General features: G+C 40.2%; 14 protein-coding genes and 6 pseudogenes. 10 read left to right on the forward strand and 10 right to left on the reverse strand.

Annotation, left to right across the window (positions count from 1 at the left end; translation table 11 throughout):
* Positions 1–645 (reverse strand): annotated as a pseudogene (locus HSISS2_RS03770) (PCRF domain-containing protein); the annotation flags it as partial.
* 52 nt (positions 646–697) lie between these two features.
* Complete coding sequence (gene queG / locus HSISS2_RS03775) at positions 698–1,816, reverse strand: tRNA epoxyqueuosine(34) reductase QueG (protein WP_042767203.1); 1,119 nt, start codon at positions 1,814–1,816, stop codon at positions 698–700.
* 93 nt (positions 1,817–1,909) lie between these two features.
* Between queG and HSISS2_RS03780 the strand changes: the two genes are divergently transcribed.
* The gene (locus HSISS2_RS03780) at positions 1,910–2,767 is read left to right on the forward strand and encodes a metallophosphoesterase (protein WP_042766980.1); all 858 of its coding nucleotides are present in this window, start codon (positions 1,910–1,912) and stop codon (positions 2,765–2,767) included.
* 23 nt (positions 2,768–2,790) lie between these two features.
* Here the strand turns inward: HSISS2_RS03780 and HSISS2_RS03785 are convergent, their stop codons facing one another.
* The 4 genes from HSISS2_RS03785 to HSISS2_RS03800 form a co-directional block, all read right to left on the reverse strand.
* A complete protein-coding gene (locus tag HSISS2_RS03785) occupies positions 2,791–3,537 on the reverse strand; it encodes an NADPH-dependent oxidoreductase (protein ID WP_021145475.1) in 747 nt (248 codons plus the stop codon).
* A gap of 395 nt (positions 3,538–3,932) precedes the next feature.
* Complete coding sequence (locus tag HSISS2_RS03790) at positions 3,933–6,617, reverse strand: cation-translocating P-type ATPase (protein WP_021145476.1); 2,685 nt, start codon at positions 6,615–6,617, stop codon at positions 3,933–3,935.
* Between the two features lie 264 nt (positions 6,618–6,881).
* On the reverse strand, positions 6,882–7,268 hold the full coding sequence (locus tag HSISS2_RS03795; RefSeq protein ID WP_021145477.1) for a DUF1934 domain-containing protein: 387 nt from the start codon (positions 7,266–7,268) through the stop codon (positions 6,882–6,884).
* Between the two features lie 90 nt (positions 7,269–7,358).
* Positions 7,359–8,225 carry a GNAT family N-acetyltransferase gene (locus HSISS2_RS03800; protein WP_021145478.1) on the reverse strand — a complete coding sequence of 289 codons (867 nt, stop codon included), beginning with the start codon at positions 8,223–8,225 and terminating at the stop codon, positions 7,359–7,361.
* Positions 8,226–8,432: 207 nt separating this feature from the next.
* On the opposite strand from HSISS2_RS03800, the gene yidA reads away from it, so the two are divergent.
* Positions 8,433–9,242, forward strand: coding sequence for a sugar-phosphatase (gene yidA, locus HSISS2_RS03805; protein WP_021145479.1), 810 nt, complete (start codon positions 8,433–8,435; stop codon positions 9,240–9,242).
* A gap of 1 nt (position 9,243) precedes the next feature.
* Positions 9,244–10,442, forward strand: a pseudogene (locus HSISS2_RS03810) (aminoacyltransferase).
* A 67-nt stretch (positions 10,443–10,509) separates the two neighbouring features.
* Here the strand turns inward: HSISS2_RS03810 and HSISS2_RS03815 are convergent.
* From HSISS2_RS03815 to yycF, 4 genes and pseudogenes are all read right to left on the reverse strand, one after another.
* Positions 10,510–10,869, reverse strand: a complete 360-nt coding sequence (locus HSISS2_RS03815; RefSeq protein ID WP_008534495.1) for a YbaN family protein — start codon at positions 10,867–10,869, stop codon at positions 10,510–10,512.
* A 62-nt stretch (positions 10,870–10,931) separates the two neighbouring features.
* Positions 10,932–11,743: pseudogene (locus HSISS2_RS03820) on the reverse strand (MBL fold metallo-hydrolase).
* Positions 11,744–11,748: 5 nt separating this feature from the next.
* A pseudogene (gene vicK / locus HSISS2_RS03825) lies at positions 11,749–13,088 on the reverse strand (cell wall metabolism sensor histidine kinase VicK).
* On the reverse strand, positions 13,081–13,791 hold the full coding sequence (gene yycF, locus HSISS2_RS03830) for a response regulator YycF (protein ID WP_021145486.1): 711 nt from the start codon (positions 13,789–13,791) through the stop codon (positions 13,081–13,083). The pseudogene vicK and the gene yycF overlap by 8 nt, the downstream one beginning before the upstream one ends.
* A gap of 286 nt (positions 13,792–14,077) precedes the next feature.
* Here yycF and HSISS2_RS03835 point away from each other — a divergent pair.
* The 7 genes and pseudogenes from HSISS2_RS03835 to HSISS2_RS03865 all read left to right on the forward strand — a co-directional run.
* Positions 14,078–14,844 (forward strand): annotated as a pseudogene (locus tag HSISS2_RS03835) (amino acid ABC transporter ATP-binding protein).
* 9 nt (positions 14,845–14,853) lie between these two features.
* Entirely contained in the window at positions 14,854–15,687 is an 834-nt protein-coding gene (locus tag HSISS2_RS03840; protein ID WP_021145489.1) for a transporter substrate-binding domain-containing protein, read from the forward strand.
* A gap of 17 nt (positions 15,688–15,704) precedes the next feature.
* Entirely contained in the window at positions 15,705–16,403 is a 699-nt protein-coding gene (locus HSISS2_RS03845; protein ID WP_002886251.1) for an amino acid ABC transporter permease, read from the forward strand.
* 11 nt (positions 16,404–16,414) lie between these two features.
* The gene (locus tag HSISS2_RS03850; protein ID WP_021145490.1) at positions 16,415–17,065 is read left to right on the forward strand and encodes an amino acid ABC transporter permease; all 651 of its coding nucleotides are present in this window, start codon (positions 16,415–16,417) and stop codon (positions 17,063–17,065) included.
* A 186-nt stretch (positions 17,066–17,251) separates the two neighbouring features.
* The gene (locus tag HSISS2_RS03855) at positions 17,252–18,019 is read left to right on the forward strand and encodes an amino acid ABC transporter ATP-binding protein (RefSeq protein ID WP_021145491.1); all 768 of its coding nucleotides are present in this window, start codon (positions 17,252–17,254) and stop codon (positions 18,017–18,019) included.
* A gap of 11 nt (positions 18,020–18,030) precedes the next feature.
* A pseudogene (locus HSISS2_RS03860) lies at positions 18,031–18,862 on the forward strand (transporter substrate-binding domain-containing protein).
* A 17-nt stretch (positions 18,863–18,879) separates the two neighbouring features.
* The coding region (locus HSISS2_RS03865) for an amino acid ABC transporter permease (RefSeq protein ID WP_042766981.1) at positions 18,880–19,464 on the forward strand (585 nt) is incomplete at its 3' end.

Below are 19,464 nucleotides of genomic sequence, written 5' to 3' on the forward strand. Positions count from 1 at the left end.
GTAAATGAGGTGTGACGACGTTTGGCAGAGTCAAAAGGCGAAATACGAACCAAACGGTGGACACCCATTTCTGACTTGAGGAATCCGTAAGCATTAGGACCTTCAAAAGCAAGGGTTACAGATTTAATACCAGCTTCATCACCCGCCTGATAATCCAAAGTTTCAACCTTGAAACCTTTGGCATTTCCATAACGTTGGTACATACGGAGCAACATATCAGCCCAGTCTTGAGCCTCTGTTCCACCAGAACCTGGGTGAATTTCCAGAATGGCATTGTTATGGTCATATGGTTCAGACAAGAGTAAGGTCATCTCGTAACTTGTCATAATCTTATCAAGTTTTTCGAGCGTCTCTTCGAGTTCCTCCTGAACACTGCTATCTTCTTCCAACATCTCCAAATATAGTTCTGTCTCGTCAGAGAGTTCTTGCATATTGTTGAAAGTTTCGTATTTCATTTTGAGCTCGTTCAACTCTTGAGAAGTTTTTTGAGCTGCAATATTATCATTCCAAAAATCAGGCTCAGTCATTCGGTTTTCAAGGAGCGCAATGTCCTCTTCCAAACGATCTAAGTCAAAGAGACCTCCCGAAGCTCACGAGCTTCTCTTGATTTTCAGAGATTTTTTGGCGAATTTCTGCCACTTCCATGGATAGGTTTCCTCCATTTTATAGTATTATGCTTAATTCTAGCATAAATCGCCTAAATTTGCCATTTTGCACATACAAGCTCCCACTCAGCTTGGGCTTCTTTATCTTTGGGTGAAAGTCCTCTCATATAGTCTAACATAGCTTGATCTGGCTTCTTAACTATCTCACCGAGAGCCCAAATGGCCGTTGCCGTATGGATGGGATTATTATTTTTATCAATAATCTCCATCAGTTTGACAATGGCGTTGCGATCATGTAAGTTGGCCAAGGCAATAATGGCGTTTCGCTGAAGAATGTTCTTACCACGCCAAGAACCGGCGATCATTCCAAACCTCTCTTTAAAAGACTTATTAGTCAGCTCTAGAAATGGGAGCAATTCAGGCATGGCAAGCTCAGGATCAATATCTGAAGCTAAAGGATTGTCAATACCTCTGTTATATGGACAGGAAATCTGACAAATATCACAGCCATAGATAACAGTCTTGATTTTCTTTCGAAACTCCATATCCATCATGCCCTTATCTTGGGTTTGGAAGGAGAGGCAACGACGAGCATTCATAGTCCCATCACCAATGAGACAAGATGTCGGACAGGCATCCAGACAACGACGGCAATCCCCGCAACCATAGTCTACCTCATGATCAGGTTCAATCTCTAGATTCGTGATAAGCTCCCCGAGATACATGTAGGACCCGTATTCTTTCGAGATAACCAGTCCATTCTTACCAATAAAACCAATTCCTGCTCGCTTGGCTACTGCAGTATCGACCAAGGCTCCAGTGTCCACCATACCTTTATATTCGAAGTTTTCTGTCAGTTTTTCAATGCCTTCTGCCAGGCGTTTTAGTTTATCCTGCAAAACATAGTGATAATCGAGACCCCATGAATTTGGAGTGATTTTGCCACGCTTATACTCTGTTTTTTGGGGTTGTTGTGGCAACTTATGCGGATAGGCAACTGCAATGGAAATGATGGTTTTAGCTGATTCCAAGCTCAATTTGGGGTAAATACGCTCTTCAATATTTTTATGCTCAAATCCTGTCGTTCGCCCTTCTTCAACGCCAAGTCGAAGGGACTTTTCCAGATAGGCGAAATCATCGGCTGTTGTAAAACCAATTTTTGAAATGCCAATCTCCTTGGCCATCTTTTGTATTTCTAACTTGATTTCCATATTCTTATCATAATGAAAATGTAGCCCTAGGGCAAGCATTTTTCATCATCTTCGTTTAAAGACAAGGCACAACCTTTTTGTTACAATGTTTCTATGACAAGACTTGCAGTAATGAGTGATTTACATATTGATTTGAATCACTTTGAGACATATGAAATTGATACTCTTATAAAATGTCTAAAAGATCAAAAAATCAGCCACCTTCATATTGCTGGTGACATTTCTAATCATTATTTTAGCGACACTAAACCATTTCTACAAAAGCTTTCCAAGGAGGTCAAGGTCACTTATAATTTAGGCAATCATGATATGCTTGATTTGGAGGATGACCTTATTGATAAGCTTGATTTCCAGCTGATTGATTTAGGTAATAAGACATTATTGGCTTTTCATGGCTGGTATGATTATTCCTATTCAGATGAAAAGTTGGATAAAATTCTCAGGCGTAAGAGACAGCTTTGGTTCGACAGACGTCTCAGACGATTGGGGACTGATTCAGAAATCTGTCAAACTAGTCTCAAGAAGCTAGATAATGTTTTAAGCGAATTAGATACGAGCAAACTCATTGTTGCTATGCATTTTGTTCCTCACAGCCGTTTTACCATGACGCACGAACGTTTTAAACCTTTTAATGCTTATTTGGGATCAGAAGAGTTCCATCAGATTTTCGTCAAACACGACGTTAAAGATGTTGTTTTTGGTCATGCCCACAGGAGTTATGGGACGGTAAAGAGTGACGGTGTAACCTATCACTCTCGCCCCCTTGGCTACCGTCGAGAATGGGATTTAACCATTAACTTTGTTTCCAATCACCCTGAACTCAATCCAACTGGAACATGGAACCTCTCCAAACGTTACAACCTGGTCAAGAAACTCCCAGAGTTTTTAGAGTATGAAAAAAAGGAACTAGCAAATGAGTTCCTTTCATCCATGACATTATTCAATGTATAGAACGGCTCTATGGGAGTCGTTTTTTATTCGGTGAAGAATCCCTGCTTTTGAAGGTCCTTCAAGGTATTTGCACGATTGGCGACAGATTTATCCATAGTCTTTGCAATCTGAGTCGTAAATTCATCAACTCTGTGATTAAGATCGCGAAGGTCATAATACTCATGGACGTCAGCATCGTAGTCTTTAAGTTCTTCCAAGGGATTTTCCAAATCCTGATAATAATTTTCCATATGGATGATGTGACGTGGCAAACGAGGTTTCATCTGTGGTTCCTGATTTGGCCAACCAACTGCTAAGCCCACTGCGGGATAAACATACTTAGGCAGTTTAAGAAGCTCTGAAAGTTTAGCATTATCATTTAAGATACTACCCAAGTAAACAGCTCCCATACCCAAACTCTCAGCAGCTACAACCATGTTTTGAGTAGCAATCATAGCATCTGAAAAAGCTGAAATAAAGCGTTCGGGGCTACCTTGCACCAAGGCCTCAGCGCCCTTTGCTTCCGCAATCAAGGTATTACGTCTTTGATCAACAACAACTACAAAAAGATGCCCAGCCTTTGGAATATAGGGTTGGTTGGCAATCTCTGCAATTTGTTCCTTCAACTTTTCATCAGTGATGCTTATAATTGAATAAGACTGTCTAAAATTACTCGTTGATGTATGTCTGGCAACATCAACCAAGAGGTTGACTTCTTCCTGTGTCAGAGCTTTGGGTTTAAACTGACGAATACTACGATGATTAAGTTGTGTCTTAATGGTTTCGTTCATATGCTTCTCCTTAAACTAGTCATTACTTCCCCTCAATTATAAACAAGACATCTGACGAATTCAAGATGTGATAAGAAAAAGCTCACGACTTAATCTCTGATCAAAATGTTGAAAAATGTCCTTAAAAAATCTAGTAAACTAAGAAGCTTTACTAAAATCGGAAAAGACTCTTTATTTAGCGACTGTACGGTACATATTCCGAGCCTTTCCGACGTGATAAAAACGACTGAAACATAAAAGTTGCAGTCGTTCGGAAATTTGGAGACTTTAGGCTCGAAACGTAGTCATAGAACTTCGAAGAAGTTCGCTGACGTCCGCTATCACATAAGGAAAGTCTCAAAAATAGACCTTTATCTCTAATAAAAGCCAGAGACCTGTATCTCTGACTTTGTATTTTATATAGCGTCTTTATCCTTGCCAAGGGCACGTTGAACGGCTTTGACTAATTCAACAAATACCACAATCAAGAAGGAACCTACAATAACCGCAAGCCATTGTGTCAGACTAAGGTGTGACACATGGAAGAGATTATTAAATCCAGGAACCACGATAGTTGCCATCAGAAGAACAAAGGCTACTGGAATGGCCCAATTGAAAGTATTGTTTCTGAAGAGACCAACTTTAAAGACTGATTGATACACAGATTTAACGTTAAAGGCATGGAGCAACTGAATTAAGCCAAGTGTTGCAAAAGCCATTGTAAGGGCATCTGCGTGAATGGCTCCTTGCGTATGGTGTTCTGGGAAGACAAGACCCCAACCATAAACGGCAAGAACAAGGATAGTTTGAAGAATTCCCTGATAAATAATAGCACCGAAGACACCACCATCAAAGAAGTTTGATTGACGTCCACGAGGTTTGTGAGTCATAATACCTGGTTCAGCTGGCTCAACCCCAAGTGCGATGGCTGGAAGGGTATCAGTTACTAGGTTAATCCAGAGAAGATGAACTGGTTGAAGCACATCCCATCCAAACAGTGTAGCGAAGAAGATAATGAAGACTTCGGCCATATTGGCTGACAAGAGGTACTGGATTGATTTTTGGATGTTTGAGAAGACCTTACGACCTTCTTCTACAGCGACGATAATTGTCGCAAAGTTATCATCGGCAAGAACCATGTCAGAAGCTCCCTTAGAAACCTCTGTACCAGTAATTCCCATACCAATACCAATATCAGCTGTCTTAAGTGAAGGTGCATCATTAACCCCGTCACCTGTCATGGCAACAACCTTGCCATCATTTTGCCATGCCTTAACAATACGAACCTTATGTTCAGGAGACACACGCGCATAGACAGAGTATTGTTTGAATACTTTTTGGAATTCTTCATCAGAAAGTTCATTCAGCTCAGCACCAGTGAAGACATGGTCTTCTGTGTCATTTGGATCGATGATACCAAGACGTTTAGCAATAGCTTCTGCTGTATCTTGGTGGTCACCAGTAATCATGATTGGACGAATACCCGCTTCTTTCGCCACACGAACAGCTTCTGCTGCTTCAGGACGTTCTGGGTCAATCATACCTACCAAACCTGAGAAAATAAGGTCTGACTCAACAACTTCAGATTCCAAAGTAGGAATTTCACTCGTTGTCTTATAAGCCATCATCAAGACACGAAGGGCTTGTTTGGCTAAATCTTTATTAGTCGTAAGAATAGCTTGTTTATCTTCATCCGTGATAGGACGAACCTCACCATTGATTTCAATACGAGTCACACGTTTGAGCAATTGGTCAGGCGCACCCTTAACGGCTACAAAGTATGTACCATCCGCTTCCTTATGGATAGTAGACATGAGCTTACGGTCAGAGTCAAATGGCAACTCTGCCACACGAGGCTCTGATTTCAAGACGTCACGCACATCAAAATTATGGTCCAAACCAAATTGAACAAGGGCTGTTTCCGTTGGATCCCCGATTAATTTACCATCTGGATCCACCTTTGTATCATTGGCAAAGTTCATAATACGAAGGGTCGTATTGTCCGCACCAAGTTCTGTGTCAGCGCTTTGCAATTGACCGTTTGCATAGACTTTTTCAACGGTCATTTGGTTCATTGTCAAGGTACCAGTCTTATCAGATGCGATAATTTCTGTTGAACCAAGTGTTTCAACAGCTGGCAATTTACGCACAATCGAATTACGTTTAGCAAGTGTCGTTGTTCCCAATGATAAGAGGATGGTTACAATAGCAGGAAGTCCTTCTGGAATGGCTGCAACGGCAAGAGCAACGGCAACCATCAAACCTTCAAGGGGCTGTTCGCCACGAATGAAGACACTCACCAAGAATGTCACCAAGGCAATCGCAACAATAAGGTAGGTTAAACTCTTAGATAATTGTTCTAGGCTTTGCTTCAAAGGTGTTTGTGATTCGTCCGCATTAGCCAGCATATCAGCAATTTTACCAACTTCAGTATACATACCAGTATTGGTAACAACCCCAGTACCACGACCATAAGTCACGTTAGAATTCTGGTAACCCATATTTACACGGTCACCAATACCTGCATCTGCTGCAACCGTTTCAGTAATATCCTTTTCAACTGGAACAGACTCACCTGTAAGGGCAGCCTCTTCAATCTTGAGTGAGGCAGCTTCAAGCAAACGCATATCGGCCGGAACAACATCACCTGCTTCAAGCAAAACAATGTCTCCAGGAACCAATTCACGTGAATCAATCTCAACGATATTGCCATCACGACGAACACGAGCTAGAGGACTTGACATGTTTTTAAGGGCTTCAATAGCAGCTTCTGCTTGTCCTTCTTGATAAACACCAAAAGCAGCATTTAAAACAACAACAGCTAAAATAATGCAAGCATCTGTCAAACCATGCATCCCTTCTGTAATGACAGAAAGGGCAGCAGCGACAAGCAAGATGATAATCATCAAATCTTTAAACTGGTCGATGAATTTTGACAAGAGGCTACGTTTTTCACCTTCATCCAACTCGTTAAAGCCATAGGCATCTAAACGTTCCTTGGCTTGTGCAGTTGACAAACCATCAACAGAAGTATCCAAGCTTTTTAGGACTTCTTCCTCTCCTTGTGTGTAAAACAAGGCTTTACTTTGTTCTTTCGACAAAATAATCTCCTCCTTCTATATAGGGAAAAATGACTATCAAGGCTCTTTTCATATAAAAAATGATACAAAAAGAGACTTGTTTCCTTAAAAACAAGTCTCGCTGTTTAAGAATATGCCGGAAATGTAAAATTTCGTAATGACGACATAATCGCAACCTTTAATCAAATCTATTGACTAAAGTCGCCTGCTACTCCCTTGATATACCCTTACATTTTATCATAATTTAGGGCTTTTTCAAGCCAAATGACTCAATTTTTTCACAAATTAAAACCATGAAACCTCTAATTCATAATCAGCAAAGATGTCTTCCGTTTCTGGATGTTGCAATTGATAATGAATATCAACTGTTTGGCCATCAGGATCATAGGCAAAAAGGCTCGTAACGGTTTGAAAATGCTGATTACCAAGCGGCGTCGGAATGTGAACCAAGGCAGGTACCTTGGCTGAAAAACGCATGATTGATTTAGGCTGAGAAAAGCGTGTCATAATGAGCTCTTCCTGATTCAATTTTATTACCACTTTTTCTTTCTCGGAATTATGGTGAATAAGATAGAGATAATCTCCTTTTTCCGTAACCTCACAAGGGTGGATTTCCTCAATGATTTCCGTTTGATCTGCTACTTTAATTTTATTTTTGATTTTAATTTCCATTAATTACTCCTTTTGTTGCTATACCTATTTTTCCAACTCTAATGTGACACTGACAGCAGACACATTTTCAAATTCTTCTAATAACATTAGTCATTCTTTCTGTTTCAAGTAGACCACTTGAGTTTGTTTGACAAAGCCGATTTTTTCATACAAATGCTTAGCTCCCACATTATCATCTTCCACTGCAATTTGGAAGGACTTGTCGTTATGCGCAATGAGTTGATTGACGACTGATTTTGCCAGATAGCTTCCATAGCCTTGCCCACGATAGTCTTCTGCCACAGCAAGTCCATAGAGATAGTTGCTATTCCCAGACAAATCAACCGTACAAAGTCCGATGACCTGACCTTCTTTGAGGAGGATGTAAAGTAGGCTATTGGAATCTTTCAAAGCCTCAGCAATATATCTGAGGCTCACCTCAAATGTTTCTTCTGCATCAGAAAAGGCTTGGTGGTGGAGCTGGGCAATTTCTTCAAGATAAGAGGAAGTTGCTAAGAGCGACTTGACATCTGAACGGAAATCCAGAGTATATGGAGTTCTATCTCTCCCTAGCCAGGTTTCAGTGCCTGCATCTTCAACTAGGCCCCAATGACTGATAAAATCAGGATGACAATCTAGAAAAACACGTTCTGTCTGAAAGGTCACTGATTGAATAGGATAAGATGCCGTTTCCTTCTGAAATTTGTCAAACAAACTCCTCGCAATGCCTTTGCGGCGATACTCTGGGACAACTAAAATCGCCACTTCAACATCTTCGTTATCCGCATAAACCGTTAATAAACCAAGCAATTCTTCCTCTTGATAATAGAGAAAAAAGGTCGGCATAGTGGAATCAAAATTAAGCATATTGGAGAGATAAGGTTCTCGAAAGGTGTGGTCATTAGCTTGGCAGCTAGCAATCAATGCTTTTGCTTCCTTACGTTCTTTATCTGTCAATTGGTTTGTAAATCGAATCACTCTTGTCTCTCCTTTATTAGTCTGACCTTATTTTACCAATTAAAAAGCATTTGGGCAATTCTTAGTAACAAACCGTTCTATACAGTTTGGAGTCGGCTTTAACAGTTTTCGATTCGCCAATATTATTTTTCTCAGGAAGAACTATGACAAAGCGCCCAAATTTTAGTAAAATAGAAGGGAAACTAACTTAATGAAACAGGTATTTATATGTCTATTAAACTTATTGCTGTTGATATTGACGGGACGCTTTTAAATAGCCAACATCAAGTCACACCTGAAGTCTTTCAAGCGATTCAAGAGGCCAAGGCTGCGGGTGTTAAAGTCGTTATTGCGACTGGTCGTCCTATTCCTGGCGTGCTTCCACTTCTTGAAGAACTTAATCTTAACCAAGATGGCGACTATGTCATCACTTTTAATGGTGGTCTTGTCCAAGAAACGTCTACCGGTAACGAATTGATTCGTGAAACGCTCTCATACGAGGACTACCTTGACATTGAAGTTTTGGCCAACAAGCTTGGTGTTCATTCTCACGCTATCACTAAAGATGGTATCTACACAAGTAATCGAAATATTGGACGCTACACTGTTCATGAATCTACGCTTGTTCATATGCCTATTTACTATCGTACACCTGAAGAGGTTGCTGACAAGGAATTTGTTAAGGCCATGTATATCGATGAACCTGAAATTCTTGATGCAGCCATTGCCAAACTTCCACAGGAATTTTACGACCGCTTTACCATTGTAAAATCTACACCATTTTACCTAGAAATTCTCAAGAAAACTGCTAACAAAGGAATTGCCGTTACGCATCTTGCTGAGAAACTCGGTCTTTCTAAAGAAGAAACAATGGCTATCGGTGATGAAGAAAATGACCGTGCTATGCTGGAGGTCGTCGGTTCTCCTGTCGTTATGGAAAATGGAAATCCAGAAATCAAGAAAATTGCGAAACACATCACAAAATCAAATGATGAATCTGGTGTCGCTTACGCTATTAGAAAGTGGGTTCTAGACTAATATGTATACCTATAAAACTGGTCTCAGTACTTCTGAGCATGACCGCTTTGTGATTGATAGTCCTCAAACCAACTTATTACAAAGTAGCTCATGGGCAAAAATCAAGGATAGTTGGGGCAATGACCGTCTAGGTTTCTATAAAGATGATAAACTTGTTGCCGTTGCTAGTGTTCTTATTCAACCACTGCCTCTTGGCTTCTCTATGATTTACATCCCACGAGGCCCTATCATGGACTACCACGATAAAGAGTTAGTCGCTTTTGTCCTGGCTTCACTGAAAAAGTATGCCAAAACAAAACACGCCCTCTTTGTTAAATTTGATCCAAGCCTCTTTGTCACTAAAAATTTGATTTCTCAAGAAGTTAGCATCAACGAAGATACTATGGCTATTGCCAAAAACATCCAATCTCTTGGTGTTGAATGGACTGGTCTCACTGAAGACATGGCTGAGAATATTCAACCACGCTTTCAGGCTAATATCCATAAAGAAGATTTCACTGAAGAACAGCTCTCTAAGAGCACCAAGCAGGCTGTTCGTACTGCTCGAAACAAAGGTATTTCGGTTCAATTTGGTGGCACTGAGCTTCTTGAACAATTCGCTTCTTTGATGAAGAAGACTGAAGCTCGTAAAAACATCCATCTTCGTGGCATAGACTACTATGAAAAGTTGTTGACGACTTACCCAGAATCGTCTTACATTACACTCTCAACACTAGATTTGCCAGCCCGTCTTAAAGATCTTAATAAGCAACTTGAAAAGAACATTGCTGATGCTGCCAAGTTCACTGAAAAACCAAACCTGGAAAAGTTGAGAACAATAAGCAAGAGCACAAACGTCTCAAAGAAGAAATTGCCTTTCTCCAAGAAAAAGTAGATGCTGGAAATCAGACAGTCCCACTCTCTGGTACCCTAGTTCTTGAATTTGGTAAGACGTCTGAGAATATCTACGCTGGTATGGATGAAGACTACCGTCGTTATCAACCAGCTATCCTGACATGGTATGAAACTGCTAATCATGCTTTTGAGCGTGGCGCTGACTGGCAAAACATGGGAGGTATTGAAAATTCCTTGGACGGTGGCTTGTATAACTTCAAATCAAAATTCAACCCCCGCATTGAACAGTTCGTCGGTGAATTTAACCTTCCGGTTAGTCCTCTTTATGGCTTAGCTAACTTTGCCTATAAAGTCCGTAAAAAATAAGAAGCAAACATTAATCACTATACTAAAAACGAGACTTCCAAGAGAAGTCTCGTTTTTTGATACTAGCTTAGTCTTTATCAGGAATAACCTTAAATAAATAATAGGTGATGAAAAGTGTCAGACAGAAGAGTCCAATTTTCACCCAAAGAATAGGAGCAAAAAAGATTGAAATCCCCATCAAGACATAGATTTGAATGATAATCTTTTTCTTCCGTTCTTTAGCAATAGATTTGGTTTCTCGAAAATCAGCTACATAACTTTGATACAATTTAGTGTGATATAACCATTTTTCAAAACGTTTAGAACTTCTAGCAAAGCAAGCAATGGCTAAAAGTAGAAAGGGTGTTGTCGGCAATATTGGCAGAGGGATTCCTAGAATACCTAAACCAAGCGAGATAAAACCTAAGGAGAGATAAATGACTTTCATATAAATAATCCTTTCAAAAAGAGCCACACTAAACTTATTAGCGTAGCTCTTTCACTATTTCTCTAAATATCAGTCAGTGGAGTGGCTGTGTCTGGAGAGGTATCAAAAACCTTAAAGTCATTACCAACACCAAAGTCCGCACGTGCCAACTGATTTTCCATCGTCATATGGGCCAATTCCTTGATATTATTTTCTTTGGAGAGGTGACCCAGATAGATCTTTTTAGTTTATTACCGATGGTACGAATCATAGCGTCCGCACCATCTTCATTACACAAGTGACCTTGATCAGAGAGGATACGTTGCTTGGTTGACCATGGGTAAGAGCCTGCTCTCAAGATTTCAATATCATGATTAGACTCAATCAGATAGCCATCAGCATTTTCAATAATCCCAGCCATGCGATCTGATACATAGCCCGTATCCGTCAACATAACAAAGCTCTTTCCATCTTTCATAAAGCGATAGAACTGTGGATCTATAGCATCATGACTAACTCCAAAAGATTCAATGTCAATATCACCAAAGGTCATAATCTTGTCACGAGAAAAAACGTGCTTCTGGCTATTATCAACCTTACCTAGCATATTTTTACTGTCCATAATCTGCCAGGTTTTCTCATTGGCGTAGATGTCCATGCCATATTTACGAGCTAGAACACCGACACCATGGATATGGTCCTTGTGTTCATGCGTTACTAGGATAGCATCAAGATCACTCGGATCACGGTTAATCTCAGCTAGCAAATTTGTAATTTTCTTACCTGACAAACCAGCATCTATTAGAATTTTCTTTTCTGGAGTTTCCAAGTAAAAAGAGTTTCCTGTAGAGCCTGAAGCCAAAATACTATATTTAAACCCTAAATCTGAGGTCATTTCTACTACATCTCCCACTCATCAACCATCATGGCATCCTTGTCATATGGAAGAACAATAGTAAAGGTTGAACCCTTACCATATTCACTCTTAGCCCAAATAAAGCCATTATGTTGTTTAATAATTTCCTTGGCAATGGACAAACCAAGACCAGTTCCACCTTGAGCACGGCTTCTTGCCTTGTCAACACGGTAAAAACGGTCGAAAATCAAAGGTAAATCTTTCTTAGGAATACCTAAACCTTGGTCGGAAATTGAAACAATTAATTGCGCATCCGTAGTCTTCATGGACACCGTAATCTCTCCACCATCGGGCGAATACTTGATAGCATTATTAAGAATATTATCCACGACCTGAGTCATCTTATCTGTATCAATTTCCACCCAAATAGAATTAACAGGATAATCTCGGATAATTTCATAATCCTTACCAGTATTATTTTCTTGACTTTTGATTTGATCAAAACGATTCAAAATATAGGTCATAAAGGCCGTGAAATTAGTCATTTCAACATCAAGATGTGTGCTCTTATTATCAATATGAGAAAGGGCCAAAAGGTCAGAGATCATCCTCATCATTCGGTTGGTTTCATCCAAAGAAACCTTAATAAAGTTTGGAGCAATCTCTTCATTAAGGGCACCATCATCAAGAGCTTCAAGGTAGGATTTAACGGAAGTTAAAGGCGTCCGCAATTCGTGACTGACATTTGATACGAATAAACGACGTTCACGTTCTTCTTTTTCCTGTTCAGTGGCATCATGAATAACAGCAACTAAACCTGAAATAAAGCCAGACTCCTTACGAATCAGGGCAAAATTAACACGCAAGGTTACAAACTCATCGTTAGCGTCTCTACGTGACAAATGAATTTCCGGTGTCTTAGATAGTAATTCACTATAAGTATAAGGACTTTCACCATCTAACAAATCCAAGATTGACATCTGGGTCGCCGTTTCCCTATCAATATTTAATAAACGCTTGGCTGTACTATTAATCATGGTAATTTGACCACGACGATTGGTCGCAATAACTCCATCACTCATATAGGAAAGGACTGAAGACAAGCGATTTTTTCTTGGGCTAGATTTTCATGCGTCAGACGGAAAACGTCTGATAAATCATTCAAGCTATTTGCCAGCTCTAAGAGCTCCGAATCTCCCTTTAAGCGTAACTCTTCATTATAGTTTCCAGCCATCAAAGATTTTACTCGCTTAGTCAACTTCCGAATGTTCTTCACTTGACGGTAATCACGATAAGCAAGAAAAATAAAGTAAAAAGCAACAAATAAGAGAGTAAAGAGTAAGGCTAACTCAAAGCTCGTAATATTTAAGCCAATACTAGTCATAGTTCTTCATGTAGTAGCCAACACCACGGCGGGTCAAAATATACTCTGGACGGCTTGGTGTATCTTCAATTTTTTCACGAAGACGACGAATAGTGACGTCAACCGTACGCACATCACCAAAATAGTCATAACCCCAAACAGTTTCAAGTAGATGCTCACGTGTCATGACTTGTCCCATGTGAGTTGCCAAATGGAAAAGCAATTCAAATTCACGGTGAGTCAATTCAACTTCATTCCCACGTTTTTTAGCTACAAAGGCATCTGGAACGATAATTAATTCACCAATCGAAATTTCTTTCTTGCCTGAGTTTGAGCTCTCTTCAGCCGCTGCTGTTTCAATAGTCTCTGTTCGACGCAAATGAGCCTTAATTCGTGCTAACAACTCACGATTTGAGAACGGTTTAGTGACATAATCGTCTGCCCCAATCTCCAAGCCAATGACCTTATCAAACTCGCTATCTTTAGCTGAAAGCATGATAATCGGTATATGACTTGTTTTTCGGATTTCCTTGGCTACTTCTAAACCATCTAGTTCAGGTAACATCAAGTCCAAGATAACTAAATCAGGATTTTCAGCTTCAAATTGCTCCAAAGCTTCACGACCATCAAATGCCGTCACAACTTCGTAACCTTCCTTGGTTAGATTAAACTTGATAATATCCGAAATTGGTCTTTCATCATCAACAACTAGAATTTTTTTCATACAAACACCTCATCGGTTTTCTTAGTTCATTTCAATTTAGTAAAGCAATCCACTTTACGTATCTATTCTATTATACCAAAAATTAGGTTAAGGACCAAGTTTGGGCTATGCGTTCCTAGTAAGATACAGACTTACCTGTAATTTTCAAACACCACTAATGGCTTATATTCGTTAAAAATTAATATTATGATTGAATTTTCAAACATTTTTGACATTTAGCAAAGTCTATAGTAAAATACTCACTTGTTATTACATATCTAAAATCAAAAAAATTTAGGAGGCTCTTATGGCACTTATTGAATTTAAAAATGTAAATAAATATTACGGAGACTATCATGCGCTTCGTGATATCAATCTAGAAATTGAGAAAGGACAAGTTGTGGTTCTCTTGGGACCTTCTGGTTCCGGAAAATCTACCCTTATCCGTACAATTAATGCTTTGGAATCTATTGAGAATGGGACCCTCATCGTTAACGGACATAACGTTACTGAAGCATCTGCCAAAGATTTGGTTGAACTTCGTAAAGAGGCTGGTATGGTTTTCCAACACTTTAACCTCTACCCACACAAAACCGTTCTCGAAAATGTAACCTTGGCACCTATCAAGGTTCTCGGCATCAGTAAGGCTGAAGCTGAAAAGACTGCTGAGAAATTCCTTCGCTACGTTAACATGTGGGACAAAAAGATTCTTATCCAGGTATGCTCTCAGGTGGGCAAAAGCAACGTGTCGCTATTGCTCGTGGTCTTGCCATGAATCCTGAGCTTTTGCTCTTTGACGAACCAACATCAGCCCTTGACCCTGAAACTATTGGTGATGTTCTGGCCGTTATGCAAAACCTTGCCAAAGGTGGCATGAACATGGTAGTTGTTACCCACGAAATGGGATTTGCCCGTAGTGTGGCTGACCGTATTATTTTCATGGCCGAAGGTCAAATTCTTGTCGACACGACTGATGTGGATGGGTTCTTTGACAACCCTACAGAACCTCGTGCAGTGCAATTCCTTTCTAAGATTATCGACCACAACTCTGATCGTGTTCAAGTCGATGCCTAAGGAGGGCTTATGTTAATCAAGAAACTTAGTCGTATTTTAGCTATCTCGGTTTTAGCTTTTGTAGCAGTTCTCCTCTGGAACACTAAGATTAGTCAGGCAGATGAAAGCAGTAAACTACTCAATAGTGCTGCAATTCAAAAAATTGTCAAAAAAGGGACTCTAAACGTTGGTGTCAAACAAGATGTCCCAAATTTTGGTTACTACTCAGCCAAAACCAATACCTATCAAGGGATGGAAATTGACCTCGCTAAGAAAATTGCCAAAGAACTTAATGTTAAGGTGAATTTTACAGCGGTTACCCCACAAACTCGTGAAGCCCTTATGGACAATGGGACTATTGACATGCTTATCGCTACTTATACCATTACAGATGAGCGTAAGGCTTCATATGCCATGTCAAACCCTTACTACAATGACCAAATCGGTTTCCTCGTTCAAACAAAATCTGGTTATAAGAAACTATCTGATTTAAACAGAAAAACCATTGGAGTTTCTCAAGGCTCATCTGCTAAAGCAGCTGTTCAAGAATATGCTTCAGCCCACAATCTTAAGTTTGATTATGTTCAACTAGGCTCATATCCTGAGTTAGCCGTATCCCTCTATGCTTATCGTATTGATGCCTTCGCTGGTGACAAATCAATCTTGTCAGGTTACGAAAGTGATAAAACCAAGATCCTTGATGAAGGTTTCAAAACACAGGAGTACGGTATTGCCTCAAGCAAGTCTAACCAAGAGTTGATTGATTATACCAACGATTTGATTGCTAAATGGCAAAAAGATGGTAGCCTTCAAAAACTCTACGATAAGTATCACTTGAAACCAGCTAAGGCTGAAGATAAATAGAAAGGAGTCCTGAATTTATGTATCTTTTAACTGAAACGGCTAGTCCTTTCGCTCTTGAACGTTGGGCTGCTTTCTTCGCTAACTTTGGGCAATTTGCCAAAGGATTCTTTTACACCCTTGGTATTTCAATTGGTGCCTTGATTGTTGCCCTTCTTCTTGGGCTTATCTTTGGAGCTATGAGTTCGACTCACAACAAGGTCCTTCGTGGCATTTCACGTGTTTATGTCGAAATCTTCCAGAACACACCCTTGCTTGTGCAATTCGTGGTTGTCTTCTATGGGATTTCAATCTTGACTGATGGTCATGTCATGATTCCAATTTCATTGACAGCTATCCTTTGTGTGGGTGTCTACACAGGAGCCTATATCTCTGAAATTATTCGTACAGGTATCGAGGCGGTTCCTAAAGGTCAAACCGAAGCGGCTTTGTCTCAAGGATTCACCTACGCTGATACCATGCGTATCATCATCTTGCCTCAAGCAGTCCGTACTATCTTGCCACCATTGACCAACCAAGTGGTTAACTTGATTAAGAATACTTCAACAGTTGCCATTATCTCTGGGGCAGATATCATGTTCACTGCTAAGGCCTGGGCTTATGATACCACTAACTATGTGCCAGCCTTTGCTGGGGCTGCCTTCCTCTACTTTATTATGTGTTTCCCTCTTGCTACTTGGGCACGTCGTAAAGAAGAAGAGAATAAGAAAGCGTACTAAGGAGGTCCACTATGTCAGAAGTTTTATCAGCTACTAACCTTAAATTCTTGGCACAAGGGATGTGGACGACTCTTTACTTGTCTTTCTTCATCATCGTGCTATCTACCCTGTTCGGAACTATTCTGGCGGTGATGCGTAACGGAAAGAATCCTATCCTTCGTTGGATTGCTTCTATCTACGTTGAGTTCGTCCGTAACGTTCCTAACTTGCTTTGGATTTTCATCATCTTCTTGGTCTTCCAACTCAAGTCAACTGCGGCAGGGATTACCTCTTTCACGGTCTTTACCTCTGCTGCCTTGGCGGAAATCATTCGTGGGGGACTGAACTCTATCGATCAAGGTCAAACGGAAGCCGGTTTGTCTCAAGGATTTAACAACAAACAAATCTTTATTTACATCATCTTCCCACAAGCTATTCGTAAGATGTTGCCATCTATCATTTCTCAATTCGTAACAGTTATTAAGGATACTTCTTTCCTTTACTCTGTTATCGCCTTACAAGAATTGTTTGGTAAGAGTCAAATTTTGATGGGTGGTTACTACGAACCTAGTCAAATCTTTACCTTATACGGTATTGTGGCTTTAGCTTATTTCGTGGTTAACTTTGCCATATCTAGCTACTCTCGCTACCTCTCTAAACAATGGGAGCAAGCTAGTGAATAAAATAAAAAACTCACCTGCAGGTGGGTTTTTGTTTGCTCATATTTATATCAAAAAATGATTAATTATTTAGTAAAAACCGAACGTTTTGAAAGAATATTCGGAATTTTTTGACTTTCGTCTTTACTTATGCTAAAATTCAATATATGTTAGAAAAGCTAACAAGTAAATCCATTATAGGAGGCTCTTATGGCACTTATTGAATTTAAAAATGTTAATAAATATTACGGAGACTATCATGCACTTCGTGATATCAATCTAGAAATTGAAAAAGGACAAGTTGTGGTTCTCTTGGGACCTTCTGGTTCCGGAAAATCTACCCTCATCCGTACAATCAACGCCTTGGAATCAATCGATAACGGTACGCTTATCGTTAACGGACATAATGTGACGGAAGCTTCTGCCAAAGATTTGGTAGAATTGCGTAAGGAAGCGGGGATGGTATTCCAACACTTTAACCTCTACCCGCACAAAACCGTTCTTGAAAATGTAACTTTGGCACCTATCAAGGTTCTTGGAATCAGTAAGGCAGACGCCGAAAAGACTGCTGAAAAATTCCTTCGCTACGTTAACATGTGGGACAAGAAAGATTCGTACCCTGGTATGCTTTCTGGTGGGCAAAAACAACGTATCGCAATTGCCCGTGGGCTTGCCATGAATCCTGAGCTCTTGCTCTTTGACGAACCAACGTCAGCCCTTGACCCAGAGACTATCGGTGACGTGCTTGCGGTTATGCAAAAGCTTGCCAAAGGTGGTATGAACATGGTTGTCGTAACCCACGAAATGGGCTTTGCCCGTAGTGTGGCTGACCGTATCATTTTCATGGCTGAAGGTCAGGTTCTTGTAGACACTACTGATGTGGATGGTTTCTTTGATAACCCTACAGAACCTCGTGCGGTTCAATTTCTTTCTAAGATTATCGATCACAACTCTGATCGTGTTCAAGTCGACGCCTAAGGAGGTGGCCTATGATTTTCAAAAAAATCTTACGTTACCTGACAGTCGCCACTCTAGCTATAGCAACGGTTTTTCTTATCTCAAGTCATAAAACGGTGGCTGAAGATAAGAGCAAGCTCTTAAATAGTAAAGCAGTTCAAAAATTGTTAAGCGAGGTACACTTAACGTTGGTGTTAAGCAGGACGTTCCTAACTTTGGTTACTATTCTGCTAAGACCAATACCTACGAGGGTATGGAAGTCGATCTTGCTAAAAAATTGCCGATGAGCTCAAAGTGAAAGTCAACTATATTCCAGTAACAACACAAACTCGTGAACCTCTTATGGATAACGGAACAATTGACTTACTTATCGGTACTTATACCATCAATGATGAACGTAAGGCATCTTACGCCATCTCAAATCCTTACTACTATGACCAAATTGGTTTCTTGGTTCTTAAGGATTCAGGTATTAATAAAATCTCAGATTTGAACGGTAAGACTATCGGGGTTTCTCAAGGTGCGTCAACTAAGGCTGCCTTGCAAGAATATGCCTCAGCCCACAATCTTAAGTTCAACTACGTTCAACTCGGTTCTTTCCCTGAATTGGCTGTATCTCTTTATGCTCACCGTGTAAATGCCTTCTCAGTTGATAAATCTATCCTTTCTGGCTATGAAAGCAAGAAGACAAAAACCTTGAAAGAAGGTTTCAAAACTCAAGAATACGGTATCGCTTCAAGTAAGTCTAACCAAGACTTGATTGACTATACCAACGATTTGTTGGCGAAGTGGCAAAAGGATGGTAGTCTTCAAAAACTCTACGATAAATATCACTTAAAACCAGCTAAGGCTGAAGACAAATAGAAAGGAGTCCTGAATATATGTATCTTTTAACTGAAACGGCTAGTCCTTTCGCTCTTGAACGTTGGGCTGCTTTCTTCGCTAACTTTGGACAATTTGCTAAAGGCTTCTTCTACACCCTCGGTATTTCGATTGGTGCCTTGATTGTTGCCCTTCTTCTTGGGCTCATCTTTGGTGCCATGAGTTCAACTCATAACAAGGTGCTTCGTGGCATTGCTCGTGTTTATGTCGAAATCTTCCAAAACACACCACTGCTTGTCCAATTCGTGGTTGTCTTCTATGGGATTTCAATCTTGACGGACGGCCATATCATGCTTCCTATTTCATTGACGGCTATCCTCTGTGTGGGTATCTACACTGGAGCCTATATCTCTGAAATTATTCGTACGGGTATTGAGGCTGTTCCTAAAGGTCAAACCGAAGCGGCTTTGTCTCAAGGGTTTACCTATGCCGATACCATGCGTATCATTATCTTGCCTCAAGCTGTTCGTACTATCTTGCCACCACTTACCAACCAAGTGGTTAACTTGATTAAGAACACTTCAACAGTTGCCATCATCTCTGGTGCAGATATTATGTTCACGGCTAAGGCTTGGGCTTATGAA

This window comes from Streptococcus sp. HSISS2 (assembly GCF_000448665.1).
Lineage (GTDB): Bacteria > Bacillota > Bacilli > Lactobacillales > Streptococcaceae > Streptococcus > Streptococcus raffinosi.